The organism is Acetivibrio cellulolyticus CD2 (assembly GCF_000179595.2).
Lineage (GTDB): Bacteria > Bacillota > Clostridia > Acetivibrionales > Acetivibrionaceae > Acetivibrio > Acetivibrio cellulolyticus.
This window is the reverse complement of sequence record NZ_JH556653.1, coordinates 567,647-594,207: the sequence shown is the minus strand read 5'-3', so window position 1 is coordinate 594,207 and position 26,561 is coordinate 567,647. Positions and strand designations below refer to the sequence as shown.

The window sequence follows — 26,561 nt, the reverse complement described above, 5'->3', positions numbered from 1 at the left end:
AAAGTGGGAGGAAACATAGGTTTCCGAATTTATTACCACAAAGGAGATGAAAATCGTGCAAAGAGGTAAAAAATATCAAGACAGTGCTAAAGTTGTTGATAGATTGAAGTTATATGATCCATCAGAAGCGTTGGATTTAGCTCAGAAGACTGCTAAAGCAAAGTTTGATGAAACGGTAGAAGCGCATATCAGACTTGGGGTTGACTCAAGACATGCTGACCAGCAGGTTAGAGGTGCTGTTGTACTTCCTCACGGAACAGGTAAAAAAGTTCGTGTATTGGTTTTCGCGAAAGGCGATAAGGCTAAGGAAGCAGAACAAGGCGGCGCTGATTACGTTGGTGCAGACGATATGGTTGCAAAAATACAAAATGACAACTGGTTTGAATTCGATGTTGTTGTTGCAACACCAGACATGATGGGTGTTGTTGGTAGACTTGGTAAAGTACTTGGTCCTAAAGGCCTTATGCCTAACCCAAAAGCAGGTACTGTAACAATGGATGTAGCAAAGGCAATAGCAGATATTAAAGCAGGTAAAATCGAGTACAGATTGGACAAGACAAATATTATCCACTGTCCTATCGGAAAAGCATCATTCGGATCAGAAAAGCTTCTCGATAACTTCCATACATTGATGACTGCTATCGTAAAAGCAAAGCCTACTGCTGCAAAGGGTCAATACCTAAAGAGCGTTGTTGTATCATCTACAATGGGCCCTGGAATAAAGGTAAATCCTCAAAAAGTTTCAGAATAGTTTCTGGAATACATTGTTTTTAAAAAAGGTCTTTACAAAATTGAAATAATGTTATAATATAACCTTTGTAACTTTATAGTGAATTGCCATAGACAGTAGGTTGCTTGATTAATGCAAGCGGTAATTGATTTAGGTCTTCCTACCGAGGTGAGTGTAAATTTGATTGATTACCCCTCTATGTCTATGAGCATACGAGGGGTTTTATATTTCTAATATTATATTATCAAGTTTTAAGGAGGTGGACTTAAAAGTGCCAAGTGAGAAGATTCTTGCAAAAAAGAAGGACGTAGTAAGTGAGTTATCCGATAAGATTAAAAATGCTAAAACAATAGTTTTTGCTGATTATAGAGGACTCACAGTTGAGCAGGATACAGAGCTTAGAAATGCTTTGAGAAAAGCTGGAGTTGAGTATGCTGTTGTAAAAAATACTTTGACTAAACTTGCAGCAAACGAAAATGGACTTAATGAGCTCGAACCTTACTTTAACGGACCAACTGCTATGGCTGTTAGCGATAATGATGTTATAGCTCCTGCAAAGATTTTAGCTGAATACTCAAAGAAGTATGAAAAGCTTCAAATAAAAGCAGGTGTTGTTGAAGGAAAGGTATTTGATGAAAATTCAATTAAGGCATTGGCTGCATTACCACCGAAGGAAGAATTGGTGGCAAAAGCTCTTGGCAGCATGAAAGCGCCAATTACTGGCTTCGTAAATGTACTCAATGGAAACATCAGAGGTTTGGTTGTAGCATTAAATGCTATTGCTGAGAAACAGGCAAATGCTTAAAGAATTTCTAAAATATCAAAAAAATTAAAATTATTAATGGAGGTATATAAAAATGGCTAGTGAAAAAGTTACAAAATTAATTGAAGAGGTAAAGGCATTAACAGTATTAGAATTATCAGAATTGGTAAAGGCTTTAGAAGAAGAATTTGGTGTATCAGCAGCAGCTCCAGTAGCAGTAGCAGCAGCTCCAGCAGCAGCAGCAGCTCCAGCTGAAGAAAAGACTGAATTCGATGTAATATTGAAGGATGCAGGCGCAGACAAGATCAAAGTTATCAAAGTTGTTAGAGAAATAACTGGTCTTGGACTTAAAGAAGCAAAAGACCTCGTTGATGGCGCTCCAAAGACAGTTAAAGAAAATGTTGCAAAAGCTGATGCTGATGCAATGGTTGCTAAATTCAAAGAAGTTGGCGCAACTGTAGAAGTTAAATAATTTTAGCATAATGAAAAGGCTCCTCAGTGAGGGGCCTTTTTACTATACTAAAATTATTTTTTTATTTAAAGATTCTGTAAAAAAGAAGATTAGTAGCTGATGTAAAATTATGTCATATTAAATATACATAACATCTATGTTGACAAGTTGATACTTCTATGTTAGAATTATAAACTGCGTTATAATTTCAAACTGAAGTGCCAAAATTTTCTTATGAAAATTGTTTTTTACAACTATTTAATTATAGCATACTTGAATAAGTGAGACAATATTTGTTAATAATAATTTAATGTTCAAACCATTTTACATATGGATTAGTATATGTACATAATGAAAAAATATACTTGCATTATTTTTGAATACTACAGGGCCCATAAAGCTTTGTATTAATTTATAGATTTTAAAAAAGGACGTTTAATATTTACTTAGGAATGATGAAAATATAACTTTGGCTATAATTTTGCAGGGTAGTCTTATTTAACCCAAATAAGCTACACTGTTTGAAAAATCCAAAGTAATATTTTAGCTATTCCTTAACTTCTTAATTATGTTACACAAAATACATAGTTTCCTTTTGAAGAAATAAAAGCTATGGAGTGTTGAGTTCCTCTGCTTTTGACTCTTTTGATTCACTTAAAAGAGGTGTTACTAAAGGGTTGTATGTATTAAATCCTTTTGTGCTTAAAAAGCACCGTTGCAAAAGTCTAATATTATGAGGTGATTTTTGATGGTACATCCCGTGCGACTGGGAAGAAACGTAAGAATGAGTTATTCCAAGATTGACGAAGTCATTGATATGCCGAATCTTATTGAAATCCAGAGAAATTCATACATTCAATTTCTTGATGATGGATTAAGAGAAGTGTTTAGAGATGTTTCGCCTATTACTGACTATACCGGAAATTTGATTTTAGATTTTGTTGACTACTCCATTGACGACAATCCAAAATACAGTGTCGAAGAGTGCAAGGAAAGGGATGCAACTTACTCTGCTCCATTAAAGGTAAAAGTGCGTCTGATTAACAAGGAAACCGGAGAAGTCAAAGAGCAGGAAATATTTATGGGAGATTTCCCTCTTATGACTGACAACGGAACATTTATTATTAACGGAGCTGAGAGGGTTATAGTAAGCCAGTTGGTAAGGTCACCTGGAATTTACTATGCTATGAAATTTGATAAAATAGGAAAGCAGTTGTATTCTAACACAGTCATTCCTAACAGGGGAGCATGGCTTGAGTATGAAACGGACTCAAATGATGTTATGTCTGTAAGAATTGATAGAACAAGAAAGCTTCCTATAACAGTTTTGCTTAGAGCTTTAGGATATGGTACTGACCTGGAAATTACAGAACTTCTTGGTGAGGACGAAAGAATTATTGCAACTATCCAAAAAGACAGTGCAAAAACAGAAGATGAAGGTTTATTGGAAATCTACAAAAGATTGAGACCAGGTGAACCTCCAACTGTTGAAAGCGCACGTTCCCTTTTGTTTGGATTGTTCTTTGACCCTAAAAGATATGATCTTGCAAAGTTTGGAAGATTTAAGTTTAATAAGAAGCTTTCCATTGCTTCTAGAATCAATGGATTTTTGGCTGCTGAAAATATTATTGATCCTGAAACAGGTGAAGTAATAGTAGCTGAAGGTGAAAAAATAAGTAGACAAAAAGCAGAAGTTATCCAGAATGCAGGTGTTAATGCTGTTTACCTGAATATTGAAGGTAAGAAATTAAAGGTTATGGGTAACGGAATGGTTGACCTAAAGAGCTACGTTGATTTTGATCCTAAGGAAATCGGATTCAACGAAAAGGTCAAATTAAGTGTACTTAAAACAGTTCTTGAAGAGAACAAGGATAAAGATACTGAAGAATTGAAAAAGGCAATTAAGGAAAAGGTTGACGAGTTAATTCCAAAGTACATTACTGTTGAAGATATTATATCTTCAATAAACTATATAATTACATTAAGTTATGGAGTCGGACAGGTTGACGATATAGACCATCTAGGCAACAGAAGACTTCGTTCTGTTGGAGAACTCTTACAGAATCAGTTCAGAATAGGTCTTGCAAGAATGGAGAGGGTAGTTAGGGAAAGAATGACTATCCAGGACATTGATATTGTAACTCCTCAGGCTCTTATAAATATTAGGCCTGTTGCTGCAGCTATCAAAGAGTTTTTTGGAAGCAGCCAGTTGTCACAATTTATGGATCAGACCAATCCTCTTGCGGAACTGACTCATAAGAGAAGATTGAGTGCCTTAGGACCTGGAGGACTTAGCAGAGAAAGAGCAGGATTCGAAGTTCGTGACGTTCACCACTCTCACTATGGTCGTATGTGTCCTATAGAAACCCCTGAAGGACCGAACATAGGTCTTATAGGTTCGTTAAGTACATTTGCCAGGGTTAATGAGTACGGATTTATTGAGGCTCCATATAGAAGGGTAGATAAGGAAACATTAAAGGTTACTAATGAAATAGTATACCTGACAGCTGACGAAGAGGATGCGTTTATTGTAGCTCAGGCAAATGAGCCTCTTGATGAAGAAGGAAAATTCCTTGATAAGAAAGTAGTATGTAGAGCAAGAGAAGAATTCCTTGAGGTTGAACCATCAAAAGTTGACTTTATGGACGTATCTCCAAAGCAGATAGTTTCTGTTGCTACATCTATGATCCCGTTCCTTGAAAATGACGATGCTAACCGTGCGCTTATGGGTGCGAACATGCAGCGTCAGGCTGTGCCGCTTATAAGGACAGATTCTCCTATAGTAGGAACCGGAATAGAGTATAAAGCAGCAAAAGATTCAGGAGTTTGTGTACTGGCAAAGAACCCCGGTATAATTGAAAAGGTAAGCGCCAGTGAAATAGTTATAAGGACTAAAGAAGGCAAAAGAGATATTTACAAGCTATTAAAGTATTTGAGATCAAATCAGGGTACTTGTATTAATCAGAAGCCTATTGTAAGAAAAGGTGAAGAAGTAGAAAAAGGTGATGTAATCGCTGACGGTCCTTCAACAGATAAGGGAGAAATTGGATTAGGAAGAAATATTCTGATCGGGTTTATGACCTGGGAAGGATATAACTACGAGGATGCTATACTAATTAGTGAAAAACTTGTTAAAGAAGATGTATTTACATCAATTCACATTGAAGAGTATGAAGCAGAATCAAGGGATACAAAATTAGGACCTGAAGAAATAACCAGAGAAATTCCAAACGTTAGTGAAGACTCACTGAAAGATTTGGATGACAGAGGTATTATAAGAGTTGGAGCTGAGGTAAGGTCAGGAGATATTCTTGTCGGAAAAGTAACACCAAAGGGTGAAACTGAGTTAACGGCAGAGGAAAGACTCTTGAGAGCTATCTTTGGTGAAAAGGCAAGAGAAGTTAGAGATACTTCATTGCGTGTACCTCATGGTGAATCTGGTATTATTGTTGATGTTAAAGTATTTACAAGGGAAAATGGAGATGAACTCTCACCTGGAGTAAATCAACTTGTTAGAGTATATATTGCACAAAAGAGAAAGATATCCGTTGGAGACAAGATGGCAGGAAGACACGGAAATAAGGGGGTTATCTCAAGAATACTCCCTGAAGAGGATATGCCATTCTTACCGGACGGTACACCGCTTCAAATAGTACTTAACCCTCTTGGCGTTCCTTCACGTATGAATATCGGTCAGGTGCTGGAAGTCCATCTTGGTTTTGCCGCAAAGGCACTTGGGTGGAAGATAGCTACTCCAGTTTTTGATGGTGCAACGGAAGAGGATATAGTTGAGACGCTTAAGAAAGCAGGTCTTTCAGAAGACGGTAAGACTGTTTTGTATGACGGAAGAACTGGATTGCCTTTTGAAAACAGGGTTACCGTTGGATACATGTATATATTAAAACTTGCCCATCTCGTTGATGATAAGATACATGCTCGTTCAACCGGACCATACTCCCTTGTTACGCAGCAGCCACTTGGTGGTAAAGCTCAGTTCGGAGGACAGAGATTCGGAGAAATGGAAGTTTGGGCCCTTGAAGCATATGGTGCTGCATATACACTCCAAGAAATACTTACAGTTAAGTCTGACGACGTTGTAGGTAGGGTTAAGACATATGAGGCCATTGTTAAGGGAGAGAATGTTCCTGAGCCTGGAATACCTGAATCATTCAAGGTTTTGATCAAAGAGTTACAGAGCTTATGCCTTGATGTTAAAGTTTACTCTGAAGAGCAGGAAGAAATCGCAATCAAGGAATCTGTTGAAGATGATCTCGAAGAGCTCAATGTAAACATTGAAGGCAGAGAAGATGAAATTCCTATGGGAGAATTTGATGATGTAACCGAGGACATTATTGATGAGGATTTGGATTCAGATGAGTTTGAATTATCTGATTTAGCTGATGATATAAAACATGAAGAGAATCTTGATGAAAGCAGTCTTGATGAAGATCTCTTTATGGATGATGACTTAGATGACGGTTTCGATGATGATGGTGAATTTTAAATAGAAGGGAGAAAAGGCCGTGTTTGAACTTAATAATTTTGATTCAATGAAAATTGGTTTGTCTTCTCCGGAGAAGATTAGGGAATGGTCCAAAGGTGAAGTAAAAAAGCCTGAGACAATAAACTACAGGACCTTAAAACCGGAAAGAGATGGTCTTTTTTGCGAGAGAATATTTGGTCCACAGAAAGACTGGGAATGTCATTGTGGTAAATATAAGAGGATAAGATACAAGGGAATCGTGTGTGACCGATGCGGAGTTGAAGTAACTCGTTCAAAGGTTAGAAGAGAGAGAATGGGGCATATTGAACTTGCTGCTCCAGTGTCTCATATATGGTACTTTAAGGGAATACCTAGCAGAATGGGTTTATTACTTGATATGTCACCAAGAGCTCTTGAAAAGGTATTGTATTTTGCCTCCTATGTTGTAATTGATCCTGGACAGACACCGCTTTCCAAGAAGCAAATATTGTCTGAGAAAGAATATAGAGACAGTGTTGAAAAGTTTGGGCATAAGTTTAAGGCAGGAATGGGAGCAGAGGCAATTAAAGAACTCCTTGCTGAAATTGATCTGGAAGCACAGTCAAAAGAATTGAGAGCAGATCTTAATGATAGTTCAGGGCAAAAGAGAATTAGAACTATTAAGAGATTGGAAGTTGTAGAAGCTTTTAAACAGTCGACTAACAAGCCAGAGTGGATGATACTGGACGTAGTTCCTGTAATTCCGCCGGAATTAAGACCTATGGTTCAGTTGGATGGTGGCAGGTTTGCAACATCAGACTTAAATGATTTGTATAGAAGAGTGATTAACAGAAATAACAGGCTTAAGAGACTCTTAGACCTTGGGGCTCCTGATATCATCGTAAGAAATGAAAAGAGAATGCTTCAAGAGGCTGTAGATGCGCTTATTGATAACGGAAGAAGAGGCAGACCGGTAACAGGTCCTGGAAACAGACCATTGAAATCACTTTCAGATATGCTGAAAGGTAAACAAGGGCGTTTCAGACAAAACCTTCTTGGAAAACGTGTTGACTATTCCGGACGTTCGGTTATCGTTGTAGGTCCTGAGCTTAAGATATACCAATGTGGACTACCGAAAGAAATGGCTTTGGAATTGTTTAAACCGTTTGTTATGAAAAAGCTTGTAAATGATGGGCTTGCACATAATATTAAAAGTGCAAAGAGAATGGTTGAGAGGGTAAAAAATGAAGTTTGGGACGTATTGGAGGAAGTTATCAAAGAACATCCTGTACTTCTAAACCGTGCTCCAACACTTCACAGACTTGGGATTCAGGCATTTGAACCGGTATTGGTAGAAGGTAGAGCGTTAAAACTTCATCCATTGGTTTGTACAGCGTATAATGCCGACTTCGACGGAGACCAGATGGCTGTGCACGTACCTCTATCTGCTGAAGCACAAGCTGAAGCAAGGTTCTTGATGCTTTCAGCCAACAACCTTTTAAAACCTCAGGATGGAAAACCGGTTGCGGTTCCAACTCAGGACATGGTTCTTGGAAGCTACTATATGACTATAGTCAAAGAAGGCTCAAAAGGCGAAGGTAAAGTTTTCGGAAGTCTGGATGAAGCTGTTATGGCTTATGAAAATGGAGATATAACACTTCATTCCCTTGTAAAAATAAGAGTGAAAAAAGTTATTGATGGAGTAGAAAAGTCAAAAATTATTCAATGTACGATAGGAAGAATGCTCTTTAACGAGGGCATACCGCAGGATCTTGGTTTTGTAGACAGATCAAATCCTGATAAAGCTTTCGACCTTGAAATAGACTTTATTGTCGGAAAAAGTGAACTTAAGAAAATAATTGAAAAGAGCATCAGGGTTCATGGAATTACTGATACCGCAAAGCTTCTTGATGTAATTAAGGCGAAGGGTTTCAAATATTCAACCAGAGGTGCAATTACAATAGGTGTATCTGATATGGTTGTCCCTGAAGTTAAAGCAAAACATATAAAAGAAACTGAAGATAAGATAGAAAACATATTAAGACAATATAAGAGAGGTCTTATATCTGACGAAGAAAGATATAACTCAGTTATAGCCTGCTGGAATGAAGCTTCAGAAATCATTACACAGGCCCTTATTAGCAACCTTGACAGATTTAATCCTGTGTACATGATGTCACAGTCAGGAGCGAGAGGTAACATTAACCAGATTAAACAGCTGGCAGGTATGAGAGGTCTTATGGCCGATACCTCCGGTAAAACAATCGAGGTTCCAATCAAGGCTAACTTCCGTGAGGGTCTTAACGTTATGGAGTTCTTCATATCAACCCACGGAGCTAGAAAAGGTCTTGCCGATACCGCTTTAAGAACGGCTGACTCTGGTTACTTGACTAGACGTCTTGTTGACGTTAGTCAGGATGTTATAGTAAGGGAAATTGACTGTGGAACAAGAAAAGGCATCGAAGTTGGGGATGTCAAGGATGGTAACGAAATAATAGAAGAACTTGCAGAAAGACTTGTAGGAAGATATCCAGCAGGAAACATTGTTCATCCTGAAACTGGTGAAGTATTGGTTACTGCTGATAAAATGATCACTGAAAAAGATGCCAGCATGATTGTAAAAAGCGGCATGAAGAGAGTAAAGATAAGATCGGTACTGACATGCCATTCCGAATATGGTGTGTGTGCTAAATGCTACGGTGCAAACCTTGCAACAGGCGAAGAATGTAACGTGGGTGAAGCAGTTGGTATTATAGCAGCTCAGTCTATAGGTGAACCTGGAACACAGCTTACAATGAGAACCTTCCACACCGGTGGTGTTGCCGGTGATGACATAACACAAGGTTTGCCTCGTGTTGAGGAACTTTTTGAAGCAAGAAAACCAAAAGGATTGGCAATAATATCTGAATTAAACGGTACTGTTAAGATAGTGGAATCAAAAAAGAAGAGAGAAGTTGTTGTTACATCCAATGAAGGTGAGGCAAAGAATTACTTGATTCCATATGGTTCCAGAATAAAAGTATTGGATGGGGATCTTGTTGAAGCTGGAGATGAGTTGACAGAAGGTTCTGTAAACCCGCACGATATCCTCAAGATTAAAGGTATAGTTGGAGTTCAGTCATATCTTCTCCATGAAGTTCAGAGAGTTTACAGACTCCAGGGTGTTGATATCAACGATAAGCATATAGAAGTTATCGTAAGACAGATGTTAAGAAAAGTTAAGGTAGATGATGCAGGTGATACAACACTTCTGCCTGGCGGACTTGTGGATGTGTTCGACTTTGAAGAAGAGAACGCTAAGGTGACGGCAGAAGGCAAGAGACCAGCAGTTGGTAAACGTTCGCTGCTTGGAATCACCAAGGCATCACTTGCTACCGAGTCATTCCTGTCAGCGGCTTCATTCCAGGAAACAACCAGAGTATTGACCGAAGCTGCAATAAAAGGAAAGATAGATCCATTGGTTGGATTAAAAGAAAACGTAATAATTGGTAAGCTTATACCTGCAGGAACTGGTATGAGTAGGTATAAGGATATAAGCATAAGTACTGTAACTGAATAATAAAAAAATCTCGTACTCAAATGGGTACGAGATTTTTTTGCTTTTTCGAAGTATTTACCCGAAAATCGAATTTTAAATATAAATAGGCGGCGGGTTATTTTTTATTATATACCTTGACAAAATAAGAATAGCGGTGATAAAATATTGCAGTATGTAAAATTGTGATTTCTATATATTAAGGCAATTGCAACATATATTATGGATTTGTAGCTAAAAAGTTTAAGTTTTTCGTGCAAAGCCTGATACTGGCTAGGAGGTAAAAGGTGATTGAAAGCTTAAGGGACGGAAATATAACAGTTGGAGTAAAGCAGACCATAAAGACAATTGAAAAAGGTGCAGCCAAGGTGGTTTTTATTGCCCGAGATGCAGATGAGCGTGTTGTTGGCAAAGTAATAGAGTTGTGTAAAAAAGACAATGTACAGGTTGTGTATGTTGACACAATGAAACTGCTTGGTAAAGCCTGTAACATAGATGTTGGGGCTGCTGTTGCATGTACGCTTAAATGATTTTATAATCATTGTTTTATCACAGGAAGTTACTGAACAAATGCTATAAAGTCAGATGGGGCGAATGCCCTTGAGATTTTGAATAGATTACATATTATTTAAAGGAGGTGAAAAAATGCCAACGTTTAACCAGTTAGTTAGAAAAGGGAGACAAACCCTTGATAAGAAATCAACTGCTCCTGCTTTGCAAAAAGGATTCAATTCTTTGCAGAAGAAGACTACAGATTTGAGTAGTCCACAAAAAAGAGGAGTTTGTACTGTAGTTAAAACAACAACACCTAAGAAACCTAACTCAGCTTTAAGAAAGGTTGCAAGGGTTCGTTTAACTAACGGTATTGAAGTAACAGCTTATATTCCTGGTATAGGCCACAATCTTCAGGAACACAGTGTTGTTCTTATAAGAGGAGGAAGGGTAAAAGACTTACCAGGGGTTAGGTATCATATTATTCGTGGAACACTCGATACTGCCGGAGTTGCAAAGAGAATGCAATCAAGGTCAAAATATGGTGCTAAGAGGCCAAAGCCTGGAGCTGCAGCTAAAAAGTAAGATCATATAACGTGCTTTGCGCGATGTATGGTAGTAAAATTTAATAGTGCTTAGTACGTTGTTTTATATATATTATATTAGCATGTACACAGCACTGACGACGGGCAAACAAAGTTTTTGTCCGCGAGTACCGATGATATGTTTATATCATAAGAAGGAGGGAAGAAAGGTGCCAAGAAAAGGATATATAGCAAAAAGGGATGTATTACCGGATCCGATTTATAATGATAAGGTTGTTACAAAACTTGTTAATAATATAATGGAAGACGGTAAGAAAGGTGTTGCTCAAAAGATTTGTTATGAAGCTTTTGACATCATCAAAGAAAAAACTGGTAAAGATCCGCTTGAAGTTTTTGAACAAGCTTTAAACAATATTATGCCAGTTCTTGAAGTAAAAGCAAGAAGAGTAGGTGGTGCTACTTATCAGGTTCCTATGGAAGTTAGACCTGAAAGAAGGCAAGCATTAGGCTTAAGATGGTTAGTTAATTATTCAAGACAAAGAGGCGAGAGAACTATGAGAGAAAGACTCGCTGGTGAAATACTTGATGCAACTAACAACTTGGGTGGAGCTTACAAGAAGAAAGAAGATACACATAAGATGGCCGAAGCTAATAAGGCTTTTGCACATTACAGATGGTAATTTTCAATTTACTATATGGACAAAGTCACTGATATATGAAAGTGATGTTTTGAAAGGAAGGTAGAAATGCCCAGGCAATTTAGTTTAGAAAATACCAGAAATATTGGAATTATGGCTCACATAGATGCAGGTAAAACAACTACTACTGAGCGTATTCTATTCTATACCGGTAAAGTTCATAAGATAGGTGAAGTTCATGAAGGTGCTGCAACTATGGACTGGATGGAGCAGGAGCAGGAAAGAGGTATAACAATTACTTCTGCCGCTACTACTGCTCAATGGAAAGGAAATAGAATAAATATTATAGATACGCCGGGGCACGTTGACTTTACAGTTGAAGTTGAGAGATCACTTCGTGTTCTTGACGGATCTGTTACTGTATTTTGTGCTAAAGGCGGAGTTGAGCCACAATCAGAGACAGTATGGAGGCAGGCTGACAGATATCATGTTCCTCGTATGGCATATGTCAATAAGATGGACATAATGGGAGCCGACTTCTATAATGTTGTAAAGATGATGAAGGAAAGACTTCAGGCAAATGCTGTTCCTATTCAACTGCCAATAGGTAAGGAAGATCAATTCTTAGGAATTATTGACCTTGTAACTATGAAAGCAGAATATTACATGGATGACCTCGGAAAAGTAATTGAAGAAAGAGAGATTCCAGATGATATGAAGGAATTAGCTGCTGAATATAGGAATATTCTTATTGAGGCTGTTGCTGAGCAAGAAGAAGAACTTATGGTGAAATACCTTGATGGCGAAGAGCTTACTTTAGAGGAAATCAAAAAAGGTATCAGAAAAGCTACAATTAGTGTTAGCATGATACCAGTTATATGTGGTTCTTCATACAAAAACAAGGGAGTTCAGAATCTACTTGATGCAGTTATAGACTACATGCCATCACCGCTTGATATACCTGCTATAAAAGGTGTAGCTGATGATGGAGAAACTGAAATTGAAAGAAAGTCTGATGACGATGCTCCATTTGCTGCATTGGCATTTAAGATAATGACTGACCCTTTTGTAGGAAAACTTTGCTTCTTTAGAGTATATTCAGGTAAAATATCCTCTGGTTCATATGTTTTAAATGCAACTAAAGGTAAAAGGGAAAGAATAGGTAGAATTCTTCAGATGCACGCAAACCACAGAGAAGAAATTGAAATGGTATACTCTGGGGATATAGCTGCAGCTGTTGGTCTCAAGGATACTACTACAGGTGATACTTTGTGTGAAGAAGGAAGCCCTGTTATATTAGAATCCATGGAGTTCCCAGAACCTGTTATATCAGTTGCTATTGAACCGAAGTCAAAAGCTGGACAGGATAAGATGGGATTCGCTCTTGCAAAACTTGCAGAAGAGGATCCGACTTTCAGAACGCATACAGATCCAGATAGCGGACAAACTATAATCGAAGGTATGGGTGAATTGCATCTTGAAATCATCGTTGACCGTATGATGAGAGAATTCAAAGTTGAAGCTAACGTTGGTAATCCACAGGTTGCATACAAAGAGACTATCAGAAAGACTATCAAGTCTGAAGGTAAGTTTGTCAGACAGTCAGGTGGTAGAGGACAGTATGGTCACTGTTGGATCGAAATGGAGCCAAGAGAGCCAGGAGCAGGTTATGAGTTTGTTAACAAAATCGTTGGTGGTGTTGTTCCAAAGGAATATATAGGACCAATCGATGCTGGTATTCAGGAAGCAATGAATACTGGTGTATTAGGCGGCTATCCTGTTGTGGATATCAAGTGTACTCTTTATGACGGTTCATACCATGAAGTTGACTCTTCAGAAATGGCGTTTAAGATAGCTGGTTCCATGGCGTTTAAGGATGGTATGAGGAAGGCAGATCCTGTTCTTCTTGAGCCTATAATGAAGGTTAGTGTTACAGTTCCTGAAGAATACATGGGTGACGTAATGGGAGATTTGAACTCAAGAAGAGGAAGAATCGAAGGTATGGAAGCCCGCAATGGAGCACAGGTTATAAATTGTAATGTTCCATTGTCTGAAATGTTCGGATATGCAACTACTTTGCGTTCAAGAACACAGGGTAGAGGTGTCTTCACAATGCAGATAAGCCATTTCGAAGAAGTTCCTAGGAACATTCAGGAATCTGTTATTAGCGGTAGAGTAGGCAAATAATCGACCGTATATAATGGCAGAATAAATAAGTAATAATCAGGGAATATACAATACCTGTGTATTCCCTGTAAAAAATAATTATAGTTAACTAATAAAAATCAGTATTATTACTGACAAAGGAGGAGAATTAACAATGGCAAAAGCTAAATTTGAAAGAAGCAAACCCCACGTTAATATTGGAACAATAGGTCACGTTGACCATGGTAAGACTTCATTAACTGCAGCTATAACAAAAGTATTGAGCTTCCTCGGTAAGGCAAGTTACTCTGCATATGACCAAATCGACAAGGCTCCAGAAGAAAGAGAAAGAGGTATCACTATTTCAACAGCTCACGTTGAGTATGAAACTGACAACAGACACTACGCTCACGTTGACTGCCCAGGCCACGCTGACTATGTTAAAAACATGATCACTGGTGCTGCTCAGATGGATGGAGCTATCCTTGTTGTTTCTGCTGCTGATGGTCCTATGCCACAGACAAGAGAACACATTCTTTTGTCTCGTCAGGTTGGTGTTCCATACATAGTTGTTTTCTTAAACAAATGTGATATGGTTGATGACGAAGAACTTATCGAGTTAGTTGAAATGGAACTTAGAGAATTATTATCCTCATATGAGTTCCCTGGTGATGATATTCCGATCGTTAGAGGTTCAGCACTTGTTGCTCTTGAATCAACTGCTACAGATGTTAGTGCACCAGAATATCAGCCAATTATGAATTTGATGGCACAAGTTGATGCTTATATACCAACTCCTGAAAGAGCTACTGACAAGCCATTTATCATGCCTGTAGAGGATGTTTTCTCAATCACAGGTCGTGGTACTGTTGCTACAGGTAGAGTTGAAAACGGTACACTTAAAGTTGGAGATGAAGTTGAAATCGTTGGTTTGATGGAAGCTCCTAAGAAAACTGTTGTTACTGGTATAGAAATGTTCAGAAAACTTCTTGATTCAGCTGTTGCTGGTGACAATATCGGAGCTCTCTTAAGAGGTATTCAAAGAGCTGATATCGAAAGAGGTCAGGTTCTTGCAAAACCAGGTTCAATCAAACCTCATACTTATTTCGAAGCTCAGGTTTACGTTTTAACTAAAGAAGAAGGTGGAAGACATACTCCATTCTTCAACAACTACAGACCACAGTTCTATTTCAGAACAACAGACGTTACTGGTGTTGTTGAACTTCCAGCAGGAACAGAAATGGTTATGCCTGGTGACCACATCACTATGAAAATCAAACTGATCACTCCAATAGCTATGGACGAAGGATTAAAGTTCGCTATCCGTGAAGGTGGAAGAACTGTTGGATCAGGAAACGTTAATAAGATCATTGAATAATATTTTATAAAAGAAGGATCGGATAATTTATCCGGTCCTTTTTTTAATGTTAAGGAAATTATGGTTGTTTTATTTTTCTTGTATCAAGGAAATTACAGTGGTAAAATAACTAACTCATCACCAATACTAGAATTGGTTTGGGCTATTGTTCCAAAGGGGAGTTCCAATACAGAATATGACTTAGAGATGATTGGCGAAACCTTCCAGGGCTTAATACCTTCAATAATACTTATGATCTCCATATCTTTGCTTAAGAAAATTATATCTAATGGAAAATTCATAAAACACATATGAATTGAATTGCAGGGAACGATATGAAGTCCTTTCCCATGAGGCAATTCCTGCTTGAACATTAATCCCATAAAACGTTTGAAGAAGGTGTTGGCTACACTTAAATCATCTGATAAAATGCTGCTTTTAGTAACATTTTTAACTATCATATAATCACCATTCCTATAATAAATTTGTTTGCATGTGTAACTACATATGGGACTCTATGAAGTTGATAGCATCTAAGCTATAATTATATCATGGATTAAAAATTTTGAATCAGACAAAATAGATTTAAATGCGTAAATAAGATTAAGTGAAAATTAAAATAATATATTTATATTATATCATTTGTTGCTATTTATTGAAACAGGGGGAGGTGAGATATTATTGGAAACGCTGGATATTGTGATTGTAAAAAGATGCCTTGCAGGTGATAAGGAAGCATTTTCCGAGTTGATTACAAAATATAAAAGGTTGATATATAATGTTATATATAATATGATTAATAATAAGGAAGAAGTCAACGATATAGCACAAGAGGTATTTATAAGAATATACAGGGCATTGGATAAGTACGACCCTCAGTACAAGTTTTCAACATGGTCGGTTAAAATTGCGACAAACTATTGTTTGGATGTTATTAGAAAGAAAAAGGTTGATACAATGCCTATTGACGAGGCTGTAGGTGTTTCCAGTGATATAGATACTCCTGAATCAAGTTACTTAAAACGTGAGCAAAGCGATAGAGTTAATTACGAACTTTCGAAATTGCCTGAAAAATATCGTGTACCATTAATACTTTACCACAAGAACGGACTTTCATACGAAGAGATGACAAAGGTTCTTAATGAGCCTATGACTATTATAAAAAACAGGTTGTTTAGAGCCAGGCAGATGCTTAAGGAAAAACTATCTGCCGAAAGAAAGGAGGGAATTCTATGAACTGTAATCAATCTAATGAATATATTATGAAGTACTTAGATGGTGAATTAAGCGATTCTGAGCATGCAGAACTGATTCATCATATTAACAAGTGCAATGTATGCTGTGCAGAGTTTCAGGAATATGACAGTATTGTAAAATCCCTAGAAGAAGACAAGGGAATTGAACCACCTGATGATTTTGAAATAACAGTGATGAGTAGAATTAACTTGATGGACGACTATCAGAAAATTAAAAAAGAAAAGAAGCTTATTCTTTTATATTTTCTATCAAGTATTTTTTTGACTTTTGGATTGATAATTTGTGCGATCTTCATGAAGGATTACATTTTAGAAATTATGAAATACGTTGGAATTCCTGTAAGTATCACTTATACTGTGTATGGTGTTCTAAGTAATATTGAATTTGGGGTAAAAATGTTTATACGTATTGCGTATTGTTTTAATTCTACGTTTAAGGATATTTACTATGTTTTAATGGGGTTGGTAGTAATAGCGACTATGTCCAAAGCTTATACTGTTAATGAAATACAAAATAATGATAAGAAATCGGCAAATTTATTACAAAATGAATAACGAAAAAAATGATCAAAAAGAGGAGCTTTCTTTATGGAAGCTCTTCTTTTTTGTAGGATTTATGTAATTTGCACAGCGTATGGTTAATTAACATCGTTTTTTAGGTTTATGAAAATAATACTTGAATAGATGTCTTTTTATCACTAATAATAATCACACGGAGGTGATTCTATGGACGAGGAATTTTATGGAAAAGAAAATGAAGTTGATGTTATAAATGAAGACAAATCGCACGTTGCATTTGATAAGAATAAAGTAGATGAAAACCTATCAGTTGCAAGAAACGACATACATGAAAGCTACAATGGAACTATTTCAATTAGGGAAAATGCAAAATTGTATGTAATTCTAGGATGGATAAGTGCGGCATTAACATTTTTTATTTCTCCATTATTCGCTGTAGCAGGAATAACCTTCGGTATTTTATTGAATAAACAGATAAAAGGAAGCGGGAATACTTTAATAATAGCCAACGTAGTTCTCGGACTTATGAATTTGGTACTTGGTATTATATACGTCATTTTGGCTGAGCGTATGGTTGGCTATTAGGGCACTATACTATATCTTCTAAAGAGCATGTGGATATTTTAGAAGATATAGTTCCTTTTTTATACGGAAGCGATTATGGTTTAAAACTAGAACTGGGATATGTGTGTGAATTAGAGGAGGTGGCAGAAGTGCTTTGCAAAGCTAAAATAATAAAACCTGTTGCTATTTGCATGATTACTGCTTTTATCACTGCCTGCAGCTCGGGGACTACTGAGAAAAAGGGAATTACCGAAAAGAAAATATTAACGGAAGTAAATCCAATTGTTGAAGATGTAAAACCGGATATAACATCTGATACTGTAAGAAATAGCATTATTGAGATAGCAAGCTATTCTACAAAAATACTAGATGATCAAAAATCCAGGGTGAGTAATATTGAGATTGCTGGAAACTATATAGATAATGTAAAAGTAATGCCAAAAGAGGAGTTTTCGGTTAATGGCACATTAGGCAGGAGAACAAGTGAAAAGGGGTATAAGAAAGCTCCTATTATTATAAAGTCTAAAGATGGTCCTAAAAAAGGGTATGGCGTTGGAGGAGGGATATGTCAGATTGCAACAACTCTTTATAATGCAGCCCTAGAAGCAGGTTTAAGCATTACTGAACGCCACCCGCATTCCAATAAAGTTGGATATGTCGGAGAGGGTAAAGATGCAACCGTAGTTTATGGTGGTGCTGATTTAAAATTTATAAACAACCGCAGTAATCCGATTGTAATTAAGGTCTCTGTAGCAGGAGACATAGTGACTGTGAAGCTATATGAAATTAAAGATACAAAATTACCTTAGAGAATTTTTAATCACTAATTTGAGTGCAATTGCATATTCAATATGCTTAATTTCCTTTAAGTGCTCTGTGAGATAATGAAAGGTTTACTATTTTCTGAAAACTTTGGCTTGCTAATATTGCTTACAAAATATAAAATTTAAGTTGCTTACAGTACATTATTTGATATAATTCTGATTAGGGAATTTAATATTAGGAGGCAAATTAAAACATGACAAAGGAAGAATTAGTAGTTAATAACGTGTCAGGATTACAGGGTAAGCCTGCTGCACTGTTTATTCAGAAGGCATCCAATTTCAAAGCCAACATTTGGGTTGAAAAAGGTGAACGCAAGGCAAACGCAAAGAGCTTATTAGGTCTTCTTTCATTAGGCGTAGGGAGTGGTAATAAAATAACTATAATTGCAGAGGGTGAAGATGAAACTCAGGCAATTAAAGAGTTGGAAAGTTATTTAATAACTGACGTAGGGGAATAAAGGATAATATATATCCAATGTATAAAAATATGGAAAGAATAGTGTTTGAGGGGATACCTGTATCTAGTGGTATAGGTGTTGGTAAATTAATATTTATTAAAGATATAAATTATGAAGTGAATCATGGAATAATTGACGAGTCACAGGTTGAAAGCCAGATTACTGATCTTGAAGTTGCTATTTGTAAAACGTTTATTGAAATTCATGATTTGAAGGACGGATTTAAAGGGATACTTAGTGAGGAAGAGAACAGGATTTTTGAGTTTTATAAGGAAATCCTGGATGACAGTTACTTTTTTGAAGAAATAAAAAATGCAATAAGGCAGGAAAAGTTTCATGCAGATAAGGCTATTTATACTTGTATTCAGAGGTATATAGACTGCATAGAAGAAAGTGACAATGAGTATGTAAAACATCGTATTTTTGACTTGAACGATGTAAGAAAAAGGTTGATAAAGAATATATACAGTGACAATGAAGTAAATTTTGATGAAATAGACTCGTCACATATTGTAGTTGTCAGAGAGTTAAACCCCATTATTGCTGGTGTGCTTAGCAAAAAGGAAGTTAAGGGAGTTGTTGCTCAGGATGGAGCAGGATATTTTTCACATGCCTCAATAATTCTTAAAAGTGTGGGGATACCTACACTCAGCAATACAGATTTTAAAGTGCTGACAGAATTTAGAGACAAGCATGCAGTTTTAGACTGCAATAAGGGCATATTAATAGTTAATCCTGAAAGCTCCGAGATTTTTAATTACAATGAGAAGTTAAAGGGTATAGATTATGTAAAAGGTGCGGAGAAGTTTGAACCTACTATTACATCTGATGGGCATAGAATTTATCTTTATGCAAGTATAAGCAGCTTGAAGGAGTTTAATATTGCAAAGGGCGTTAATTTTGATGGCATTGGTCTTATTAGAACTGAATCTTTAATCATTAATTATGATAAGGTGCCGGATGAAAAGAAGCAGTTTTCCATTTATTCAAAAATGGCCAAAACAATGAGAAACAGAATGGTAGTTTTAAGGACTGCAGATATTGGGGAAGATAAAGTTCCGGGCACTCTTAACTTTAATCCCACTTCATCAGAAAATATTTCGAGGGGTATTAAAAGATCTCTTGAACATAAAAATGAGTTTGCCATCCAAATACGTTCGATAATGCGTGCGACTGCTTATGGCAATGTATGTATTACTTTTCCAATGGTGAATTCAGCTGAGGAAATAAGGGAAGTGAAGGAAATAATAAGTGGGATTGAAGCTGATCCATCAATTAAGAATAATGAGGCAATTAAAAAAATAAAAATTGGAGCATTTATTGAAACCATTCATGCAGTAAACGAAATTGATAATATTATTGAGGAAGTTGATTTTATAAATATAGGGACAAATGACCTACTACACCAGTTTTGTGGACTCAACAGGAAATGTTCAATGATAGAAAAGGAAAATTACCTTGATCCTGAGTTTATAAAAATTATTAAGTATTGTGTTGGTAGAGCAAAAGAGCATAAAAAACCTATAGTTATTTGCGGGGAAATGGCATCAGACCCTATGACAGTTGTTCTTTTGTTAGGGCTTGGAGTTGAAGCTTTAAGTATTACTCCAGGAGCTTTTTCTGAGATTTATAATTTGATAAGAAGAGTAAATTATGATGAGGCAAGAGAAATAACGGAGATAGCAGTTAAAAGTGTTGACATTAACGAAGTGAAAAAAATATTGTCGGATTGGATAAACAGCAGGATGTGATATATATGTTTGATATGCAGGAAGAACTTAAGAAACTGCCCGATAAACCGGGTGTTTATATTATGAAAGACATAAATGGTGAAATAATATATATAGGAAAAGCTGTTGTTCTAAAAAACAGAGTAAGGCAATATTTCCAGTCTCTGTCCAATCAGACTCCAAAGGTACAGGCAATGGTTCCAAGAATCAAGGAGTTTGAGTATATTGTTACCGACACTGAGCTTGAAGCCTTAATTTTAGAATGTAACCTGATAAAGAAATATAGACCCAAGTTTAATATAATGCTTAAGGATGACAAAACCTACCCTTACATCAAAGTAACTATGAATGAGGAATTCCCCAGGATATTGATGACAAGAAAAGTCGAGAAGGACGGGGCAAAATACTTTGGACCTTACACAAGTGGCTTTGCAGTTAAGGATACCATAGATCTTTTAAAGAAGCTCTTTCCTATAAAGTCTTGCAACAAGATATTTCCCAAAGATGCACGAAAGCAGCGACCGTGCCTTAACTATTATATATATCAATGCTTGGGCCCATGTCAGGGGGATGTAAGTAAACAGGAATATAGGGCATTGATGAATGATATCTGCAGCTTTTTAAGTGGCAAGCAGGATGAGATAATTAAGAGGTTGGAAACTGAAATGGCCAAAGCATCAGAGAACATGGAGTTTGAAAAGGCGGCGGCGTTCAGGGATAAAATAAACAGTTTAAGACATATTGCACAGAAACAGAAGGTTGTATCTACAACTATGGAGGACCAGGATGTAGTTGCGTTTTCCAAAGATCCTACAGACTCGTGTGTACAGGTGTTTTTTATAAGAGGCGGAAAACTGATTGGGAGAGAACACTTTATATTTGAAGGGGCTGGCGATGTTACCGATAGTGAACTGATGACGTCTTTTATAAAACAGTTTTACAGCAGTACGGCTTACATTCCACGGGAAATAGTTCTGCAGGAAGACATAGATGAAATAGATATTATTGAAAAATGGCTTAGCAATAAAAGAGAAGCAAAAGTGCATATCAAAGTTCCCAGGAAGGGTGAAAAACTGAAACTTGTTGAGATGGTTTCACAGAATGCACTAATTGCATTGAATCAGTTTAAGGATAACATAAGGAATCAGGAAAGTCTTGCAAAAGAAGGAATATCAAAGCTTAAAGAGCTTCTAGAACTAGATGGTGCGCCTCAGAGAATAGAGGCTTATGATATTTCCAATACAGGAAGTACCGAGATAGTAGCTTCAATGGTAGTATTTGAGGGAGGATTTCCCGCAAAGAAGGAATATAGAAGATTTAAGGTGAAATCATTAAATGTTCAGAATGACTATGCAAGTATGCAGGAAGTAATATATAGAAGGTTTACTCATGCCCGCAAAGAGAAGGAAGACGCGGATGGGGAAGCAAAATTCAGCAGACTTCCGGATTTGATTTTGGCAGATGGTGGATTGGGGCATGTAAATTCGGTTCTAAGTGTTCTTGGGGAAATGAACATCAGTATACCTGTAGCTGGTATGGTAAAGGATGCAAACCATAGAACAAGGGGAATTGTAACAACAGATAAAGAATTTGATTTGTCAAAGGACCTGACTTTACTGAGGTTTATTACTTCAATACAAGATGAAGCCCACCGTTTTGCAATAGAGTATAACAGAAAGCTTGTACAGAAAAGGTATAAGGGTTCTGAGTTGGATGAAATTGAAGGAATCGGACCAAAAAAGAAGAAAGCTCTGATTAAGCACTTTGGATCTTTAAAAAATATAAAACAGGCACAAGTTGATGATTTGGCAGCTGTGGAAGGTATAAACCTTGAGCTGGCAAAGAAAATATTTGAATATTTCAGACAGTAGGAGTAGAATTTAGATGTCAATATTTGCAATATCCGATCTTCACCTGGCGTTAAGCATAGACAAGCCCATGGATATCTTTGGTGAAAGATGGTACAATTATATGGAAAGGCTTAAGCAAAATTGGATGGAAACCGTAGAAGATGAAGATTATGTTATTATTCCGGGTGATATATCTTGGGCCACATACCTTGAACAGGCGTATGAGGATTTTAAGTTTATAGACTCACTGCCCGGCAGGAAGATAATATCGAAAGGGAATCATGACTACTGGTGGACAACGCTGAGCAAGCTGAATAAATTTTTAAGTGCTAATGAATTTAAATCCATAAGTTTTATGCATAACAATAGCTTCGATTTCGAGGGAATTACTTTTTGCGGCACAAGAGGGTGGAAGTGTCCAGGAGACGATGAATTCGATGAAGAGGATAGGAAAATATACGAAAGGGAACTTCAAAGGCTTGAATTATCTTTAAAGAGTGTGAAAGAAACGTCAAGTGATGGATGTGTTATCGTTGCGATGCATTATCCTCCCTTTAATGCAAAAAAAGAACCGTCAAAATTTGTGGAAATAATGGGGAAATACAATGTGCAAAGATGCATATATGGGCATTTGCACGGAGCAGGTTTTAAAAGCTCGGTAGTTGGAGACGTGAACGGTATAGAGTTTAATCTGGTATCTGCAGATTACCTGAATTTTAAGCCGCTAAATTTAACATAAAAAAATTAGAGCTTAATATTGGCTTTTCAAAATATATTATGTTATAATGGTATGACTGATTTTTTGTGCATTGGCAAGGGACAGGCTTACTTGTGACTTAGCCATACATATAAATTAGAAAATTAATTAATTATTAATATAAAACCAAATAATGGGAGGAACGGTTATAAATGAGTGTTAAGGTAGAAAAAAAGGAAAAGAATATAGTTCAACTCGAAATAGAAGTTGATGCTGCTAAATTTGAAGAAGGCTTACAAAAGTCATATCTCAAAAATGTGAAGAAGTTTAATGTTCCAGGGTTTAGAAAAGGAAAGGCTCCAAGGAATATAGTTGAAAGACAGTTTGGAGTTGAAATCCTTTATGAAGATGCTATAAATATAGTTTGTTCTGAAGCTTATGATAAAGCAATAGAAGAAAATGATATTCATCCTGTGGACAGGCCTAGTATTGACATCAAACAAATCGGAAAAGGCGAGAACCTCATTTTTGTAGCGGATGTTACTGTTAAACCTGAGGTTGTCCTCGGACAGTATAAAGGTGTAGAAGTTGAGAAGGTACAAGCTTTAGTAACAGAAGATGATGTTGAAAAAGAAATCAACAAGGCAGCGGAAAAAAGCGCAAGAATGATAACAGTTGAAGACAGAGGTATTCAAAAAGGTGATATTGCAGATATAGATTTTGAAGGATTTATTGACAATGAACCTTTTGAGGGCGGCAAAGCAAGCGGTTACAGTCTTGAAATCGGTTCAGGAAGCTTTATTGCAGGCTTCGAAGATCAACTTATAGATGCAAAGCCTGGTGATGACGTAGAAGTTAATGTTACATTCCCAGAAGATTACGGTAATAAAGAACTTTCTGGAAAGCCGGCTCTTTTTAAAGTAATTATAAATGATGTAAAAATGAAAGAATTGCCTGTTTTAGATGATGAATTTGCAAAGGATGTAAGCGAATTTGATACATTTGAAGAATATAAGCAGGATATTAGAAAGAAGCTTACAGAAGATGCAGAACATAAGGCAAAACATGAGACTGAAGATAGAATAATAAATAAAGTAAATGAAAATGCAACTGTTGAAATACCTGACGTTATGGTTGAAAAGCATATTGACAACCTTGTTAAGGATTTTGATTCAAGACTCCGTTACCAAGGACTTGATCTCGAAAAGTACCTTAATATAATGGGAATGGGATATATAGATTTCAGAAGCCAATTCGAAAAGAGAGCTCAAGCAGAAGTAAAAACTCAGCTTGTTCTTGATGCTGTATGTAAGACAGAAGATATTAAAGCCTCCGAAGAAGAGTTTAATGAAGAGGTTGCTAAGATTGCAGAAAATTATAAGCAGGATGTAGAAGAATTTAAGAAACATTTGCATGACCATGATATAGAATATATTAATGACACTATAAAAATCAGGAAAACTATAGAGCTATTGGTTGAAAGTGCAAAAATAGTTTAAGATAGGTTTAATTTAGCGTATTTGTGGGAAAAAATAAATAAGAATAAAGTTTGAACAGAGGGAGGCATTATTATTATGAGTCTTGTGCCAGTAGTAGTTGAACAAACAAACCGTGGGGAACGTTCATATGATATTTTTTCCAGGTTACTGAAAGATAGGATAATACTTTTAAGCGATGAAGTTAATGATGTTACTGCAAGCCTTGTAGTTGCTCAGATGTTGTTCCTTGAAGCTGAAGATCCTGATAAGGACATACAGCTTTATATAAACAGTCCGGGTGGATCTGTATCAGCTGGGTTTGCTATATATGATACCATGCAATATGTTAAGCCGGATGTATCCACAATATGCATTGGTATGGCAGCAAGTATGGGAGCATTCTTGCTGAATGCTGGGGCTAAAGGAAAAAGGTTTGCATTACCGAATAGTGAAATAATGATACATCAGCCTTTGGGTGGAACTAGAGGACAGGCGACAGAAATTAAGATACATGCAGAGCACATACTCAAAACCAGAGACAGACTGAACAGGATTTTGAGTGAGAAAACAGGGCAGCCTTTGGAAAAGATCGAAGCAGACACTGAAAGAGACTTTTTTATGTCAGCTGAGGAAGCTAAAGCTTATGGATTAGTAGACGATGTAATGGAAAGAAGAAAATAAACGAGGTGGTAGGATGTCCAGATATGATGAGAAGAAGCAGCTAAAGTGCTCTTTCTGTGGTAAGACTCAAGAACAGGTTAAAAGGTTGGTAGCTGGACCTGGAGTATATATATGCGATGAGTGTATTGAACTCTGTTCAGAGATAATTGAGGAAGAGTTTGAAGAAGCAAAAGCTGATACCGAACTTAATGACGTACCTAAACCAGCTGAAATTAAGGAAATACTGGATCAGTATGTAATTGGACAGGAATCTGCCAAGAAATCTTTGTCTGTTGCAGTTTATAACCACTATAAGAGGATAAATACTGATATAAAAGGATCGGACGTAGAACTTCAAAAAAGCAATATTATTATGCTTGGTCCTACAGGTTCAGGAAAGACTCTGTTAGCTCAGACACTTGCAAGAATACTCAATGTGCCTTTTGCTATTGCTGATGCGACATCACTGACAGAAGCAGGTTATGTTGGGGAAGATGTTGAGAATATTCTTTTGAAGCTTATACAGGCTGCGGATTATGACATTGAAAAGGCTGAGAAGGGTATTATCTATATTGATGAAATAGACAAAATAGCAAGAAAATCTGAGAATCCTTCTATTACAAGGGACGTTAGTGGTGAAGGTGTTCAACAGGCACTTCTAAAGATTCTTGAAGGAACAGTTGCTTCTGTGCCTCCACAAGGCGGCAGAAAACATCCTCATCAGGAGTTTATTCAGATAGATACCACTAATATACTATTTATCTGTGGCGGAGCTTTTGATGGAATTGACAAGATTATTCAGAACAGAATAGGCAAAAAGTCAATGGGATTCGGAGCAAAAATAGAAAGTCAGAAGACAATAGATATGGGAGAAATACTTAAACATATCTATCCTCAGGATTTGCTGAAGTTTGGACTTATACCTGAGTTTGTCGGACGTCTGCCGGTTATGGTATCATTGCAATCGCTTGATAAGGCAGCTTTGATACAGATATTGACTGAACCGAAAAATGCTCTTGTAAAACAATATCAGAAGCTGTTCGAGATGGATGAAGTAGAGTTGGAGTTTGAGACTGGTGCACTGGAAGCTATTGCTGAAAAGTCAATTGAAAGAAATACCGGTGCAAGAGGACTTAGAGCGATAATTGAGGAGATTATGCTTGAAGTAATGTATGATATTCCAACTATGGGTAATGTTGAAAAGTGTACAGTTACCAGAGATACAGTTGTGAATAATACAGCTCCGACGATTGTTATCAATGAGAACAAGAAATCGATGAAAAAGACTGTAAAGAAGAAGTCAAGTGTCAAGAAAGAATCTGCTTCTTGAACTTAACTGAAGAAGTAATCATAGTCAATTAAATAATCTTAGAATAAATAGAGATGGCTTTTTCCAAGCTGTCTCTA

General features: G+C 36.7%; 22 protein-coding genes and 1 other annotated feature. Of the genes, 21 read left to right on the top strand and 1 reads right to left on the bottom strand.

Annotated elements, in window-relative coordinates; translation table 11 throughout:
* The first annotated feature begins 55 nt into the window (after positions 1-55).
* From rplA to tuf, 10 genes are all read left to right on the top strand, one after another.
* Positions 56-751 carry a 50S ribosomal protein L1 gene (gene rplA / locus ACECE_RS0204960; RefSeq protein ID WP_010244908.1) on the top strand — a complete coding sequence of 232 codons (696 nt, stop codon included), beginning with the start codon at positions 56-58 and terminating at the stop codon, positions 749-751.
* A gap of 68 nt (positions 752-819) precedes the next feature.
* Positions 820-965 (top strand) — a sequence feature (ribosomal protein L10 leader region).
* A gap of 36 nt (positions 966-1,001) precedes the next feature.
* On the top strand, positions 1,002-1,535 hold the full coding sequence (gene rplJ / locus ACECE_RS0204955) for a 50S ribosomal protein L10 (RefSeq protein ID WP_010244904.1): 534 nt from the start codon (positions 1,002-1,004) through the stop codon (positions 1,533-1,535).
* A 52-nt stretch (positions 1,536-1,587) separates the two neighbouring features.
* Entirely contained in the window at positions 1,588-1,965 is a 378-nt protein-coding gene (gene rplL / locus ACECE_RS0204950) for a 50S ribosomal protein L7/L12 (RefSeq protein WP_010244902.1), read from the top strand.
* A 727-nt stretch (positions 1,966-2,692) separates the two neighbouring features.
* On the top strand, positions 2,693-6,448 hold the full coding sequence (gene rpoB, locus ACECE_RS0204945) for a DNA-directed RNA polymerase subunit beta (RefSeq protein WP_026073701.1): 3,756 nt from the start codon (positions 2,693-2,695) through the stop codon (positions 6,446-6,448).
* 19 nt (positions 6,449-6,467) lie between these two features.
* A complete protein-coding gene (rpoC, locus tag ACECE_RS0204940; protein ID WP_010244895.1) occupies positions 6,468-9,965 on the top strand; it encodes a DNA-directed RNA polymerase subunit beta' in 3,498 nt (1,165 codons plus the stop codon).
* Between the two features lie 263 nt (positions 9,966-10,228).
* Positions 10,229-10,471, top strand: a complete 243-nt coding sequence (locus ACECE_RS0204935) for a ribosomal L7Ae/L30e/S12e/Gadd45 family protein (RefSeq protein ID WP_010244892.1) — start codon at positions 10,229-10,231, stop codon at positions 10,469-10,471.
* Positions 10,472-10,586: 115 nt separating this feature from the next.
* Positions 10,587-11,018, top strand: coding sequence for a 30S ribosomal protein S12 (gene rpsL, locus ACECE_RS0204930; RefSeq protein ID WP_010244889.1), 432 nt, complete (start codon positions 10,587-10,589; stop codon positions 11,016-11,018).
* A gap of 169 nt (positions 11,019-11,187) precedes the next feature.
* Positions 11,188-11,658: a 30S ribosomal protein S7 gene (gene rpsG / locus ACECE_RS0204925; RefSeq protein ID WP_010244887.1), complete on the top strand. Its 471-nt coding sequence runs from the start codon at positions 11,188-11,190 to the stop codon at positions 11,656-11,658.
* A 66-nt stretch (positions 11,659-11,724) separates the two neighbouring features.
* Entirely contained in the window at positions 11,725-13,803 is a 2,079-nt protein-coding gene (gene fusA, locus ACECE_RS0204920; RefSeq protein ID WP_010244884.1) for an elongation factor G, read from the top strand.
* Positions 13,804-13,936: 133 nt separating this feature from the next.
* Complete coding sequence (gene tuf / locus ACECE_RS0204915) at positions 13,937-15,139, top strand: elongation factor Tu (protein WP_010244880.1); 1,203 nt, start codon at positions 13,937-13,939, stop codon at positions 15,137-15,139.
* Positions 15,140-15,231: 92 nt separating this feature from the next.
* Here tuf and ACECE_RS0204910 read toward each other — a convergent pair whose 3' ends face one another.
* Positions 15,232-15,579, bottom strand: a complete 348-nt coding sequence (locus ACECE_RS0204910; protein WP_010244877.1) for a DUF192 domain-containing protein — start codon at positions 15,577-15,579, stop codon at positions 15,232-15,234.
* Between the two features lie 220 nt (positions 15,580-15,799).
* On the opposite strand from ACECE_RS0204910, the gene ACECE_RS0204905 reads away from it, so the two are divergent.
* The 11 genes from ACECE_RS0204905 to clpX all read left to right on the top strand — a co-directional run bounded on the left by ACECE_RS0204905 (position 15,800) and on the right by clpX (position 26,484).
* Entirely contained in the window at positions 15,800-16,354 is a 555-nt protein-coding gene (locus tag ACECE_RS0204905; protein WP_010244875.1) for a sigma-70 family RNA polymerase sigma factor, read from the top strand.
* Positions 16,351-16,929 (top strand): anti-sigma factor family protein, encoded by a 579-nt coding sequence (locus ACECE_RS0204900; RefSeq protein ID WP_010244872.1) that lies wholly within the window; start codon positions 16,351-16,353, stop codon positions 16,927-16,929. The genes ACECE_RS0204905 and ACECE_RS0204900 overlap by 4 nt, the downstream gene beginning before the upstream one ends.
* Positions 16,930-17,100: 171 nt before the next feature.
* Complete coding sequence (locus ACECE_RS0204895; RefSeq protein ID WP_010244868.1) at positions 17,101-17,478, top strand: hypothetical protein; 378 nt, start codon at positions 17,101-17,103, stop codon at positions 17,476-17,478.
* A 29-nt stretch (positions 17,479-17,507) separates the two neighbouring features.
* A complete protein-coding gene (locus ACECE_RS26625) occupies positions 17,508-18,266 on the top strand; it encodes a VanW family protein (protein WP_010244865.1) in 759 nt (252 codons plus the stop codon).
* A 209-nt stretch (positions 18,267-18,475) separates the two neighbouring features.
* Complete coding sequence (locus tag ACECE_RS0204885; RefSeq protein WP_010244862.1) at positions 18,476-18,739, top strand: HPr family phosphocarrier protein; 264 nt, start codon at positions 18,476-18,478, stop codon at positions 18,737-18,739.
* A gap of 29 nt (positions 18,740-18,768) precedes the next feature.
* On the top strand, positions 18,769-20,490 hold the full coding sequence (gene ptsP, locus ACECE_RS0204880; protein ID WP_026073699.1) for a phosphoenolpyruvate--protein phosphotransferase: 1,722 nt from the start codon (positions 18,769-18,771) through the stop codon (positions 20,488-20,490).
* 5 nt (positions 20,491-20,495) lie between these two features.
* A complete protein-coding gene (gene uvrC / locus ACECE_RS0204875) occupies positions 20,496-22,340 on the top strand; it encodes an excinuclease ABC subunit UvrC (RefSeq protein ID WP_010244856.1) in 1,845 nt (614 codons plus the stop codon).
* Positions 22,341-22,353: 13 nt separating this feature from the next.
* Entirely contained in the window at positions 22,354-23,058 is a 705-nt protein-coding gene (locus ACECE_RS0204870; RefSeq protein ID WP_010244852.1) for a metallophosphoesterase, read from the top strand.
* A gap of 170 nt (positions 23,059-23,228) precedes the next feature.
* Positions 23,229-24,515 carry a trigger factor gene (tig, locus tag ACECE_RS0204865; protein ID WP_010244849.1) on the top strand — a complete coding sequence of 429 codons (1,287 nt, stop codon included), beginning with the start codon at positions 23,229-23,231 and terminating at the stop codon, positions 24,513-24,515.
* 75 nt (positions 24,516-24,590) lie between these two features.
* Positions 24,591-25,175: an ATP-dependent Clp endopeptidase proteolytic subunit ClpP gene (clpP, locus tag ACECE_RS0204860; RefSeq protein WP_010244846.1), complete on the top strand. Its 585-nt coding sequence runs from the start codon at positions 24,591-24,593 to the stop codon at positions 25,173-25,175.
* 13 nt (positions 25,176-25,188) lie between these two features.
* Entirely contained in the window at positions 25,189-26,484 is a 1,296-nt protein-coding gene (gene clpX, locus ACECE_RS0204855; RefSeq protein ID WP_010244844.1) for an ATP-dependent Clp protease ATP-binding subunit ClpX, read from the top strand.
* Positions 26,485-26,561: the final 77 nt, after the last annotated feature.

Excerpts from the sequence above, each read along its gene's own strand:
- rplL (WP_010244902.1), top strand. The coding sequence starts at position 1,588 with ATGGCTAGTGAAAAAGTTACAAAATTAATTGAAGAGGTAAAGGCATTA.
- rpoB (WP_026073701.1), top strand. The coding sequence starts at position 2,693 with ATGGTACATCCCGTGCGACTGGGAAGAAACGTAAGAATGAGTTATTCC.
- rpsL (WP_010244889.1), top strand. The coding sequence starts at position 10,587 with ATGCCAACGTTTAACCAGTTAGTTAGAAAAGGGAGACAAACCCTTGAT.
- fusA (WP_010244884.1), top strand. The coding sequence starts at position 11,725 with ATGCCCAGGCAATTTAGTTTAGAAAATACCAGAAATATTGGAATTATG.
- tuf (WP_010244880.1), top strand. The coding sequence starts at position 13,937 with ATGGCAAAAGCTAAATTTGAAAGAAGCAAACCCCACGTTAATATTGGA.
- ACECE_RS0204910 (WP_010244877.1), bottom strand. The coding sequence starts at position 15,579 with ATGATAGTTAAAAATGTTACTAAAAGCAGCATTTTATCAGATGATTTA.
- ACECE_RS0204900 (WP_010244872.1), top strand. The coding sequence starts at position 16,351 with ATGAACTGTAATCAATCTAATGAATATATTATGAAGTACTTAGATGGT.
- ACECE_RS0204895 (WP_010244868.1), top strand. The coding sequence starts at position 17,101 with ATGGACGAGGAATTTTATGGAAAAGAAAATGAAGTTGATGTTATAAAT.
- ACECE_RS0204885 (WP_010244862.1), top strand. The coding sequence starts at position 18,476 with ATGACAAAGGAAGAATTAGTAGTTAATAACGTGTCAGGATTACAGGGT.
- ptsP (WP_026073699.1), top strand. The coding sequence starts at position 18,769 with ATGGAAAGAATAGTGTTTGAGGGGATACCTGTATCTAGTGGTATAGGT.
- uvrC (WP_010244856.1), top strand. The coding sequence starts at position 20,496 with ATGTTTGATATGCAGGAAGAACTTAAGAAACTGCCCGATAAACCGGGT.
- ACECE_RS0204870 (WP_010244852.1), top strand. The coding sequence starts at position 22,354 with ATGTCAATATTTGCAATATCCGATCTTCACCTGGCGTTAAGCATAGAC.
- tig (WP_010244849.1), top strand. The coding sequence starts at position 23,229 with ATGAGTGTTAAGGTAGAAAAAAAGGAAAAGAATATAGTTCAACTCGAA.
- clpP (WP_010244846.1), top strand. The coding sequence starts at position 24,591 with ATGAGTCTTGTGCCAGTAGTAGTTGAACAAACAAACCGTGGGGAACGT.
- clpX (WP_010244844.1), top strand. The coding sequence starts at position 25,189 with ATGTCCAGATATGATGAGAAGAAGCAGCTAAAGTGCTCTTTCTGTGGT.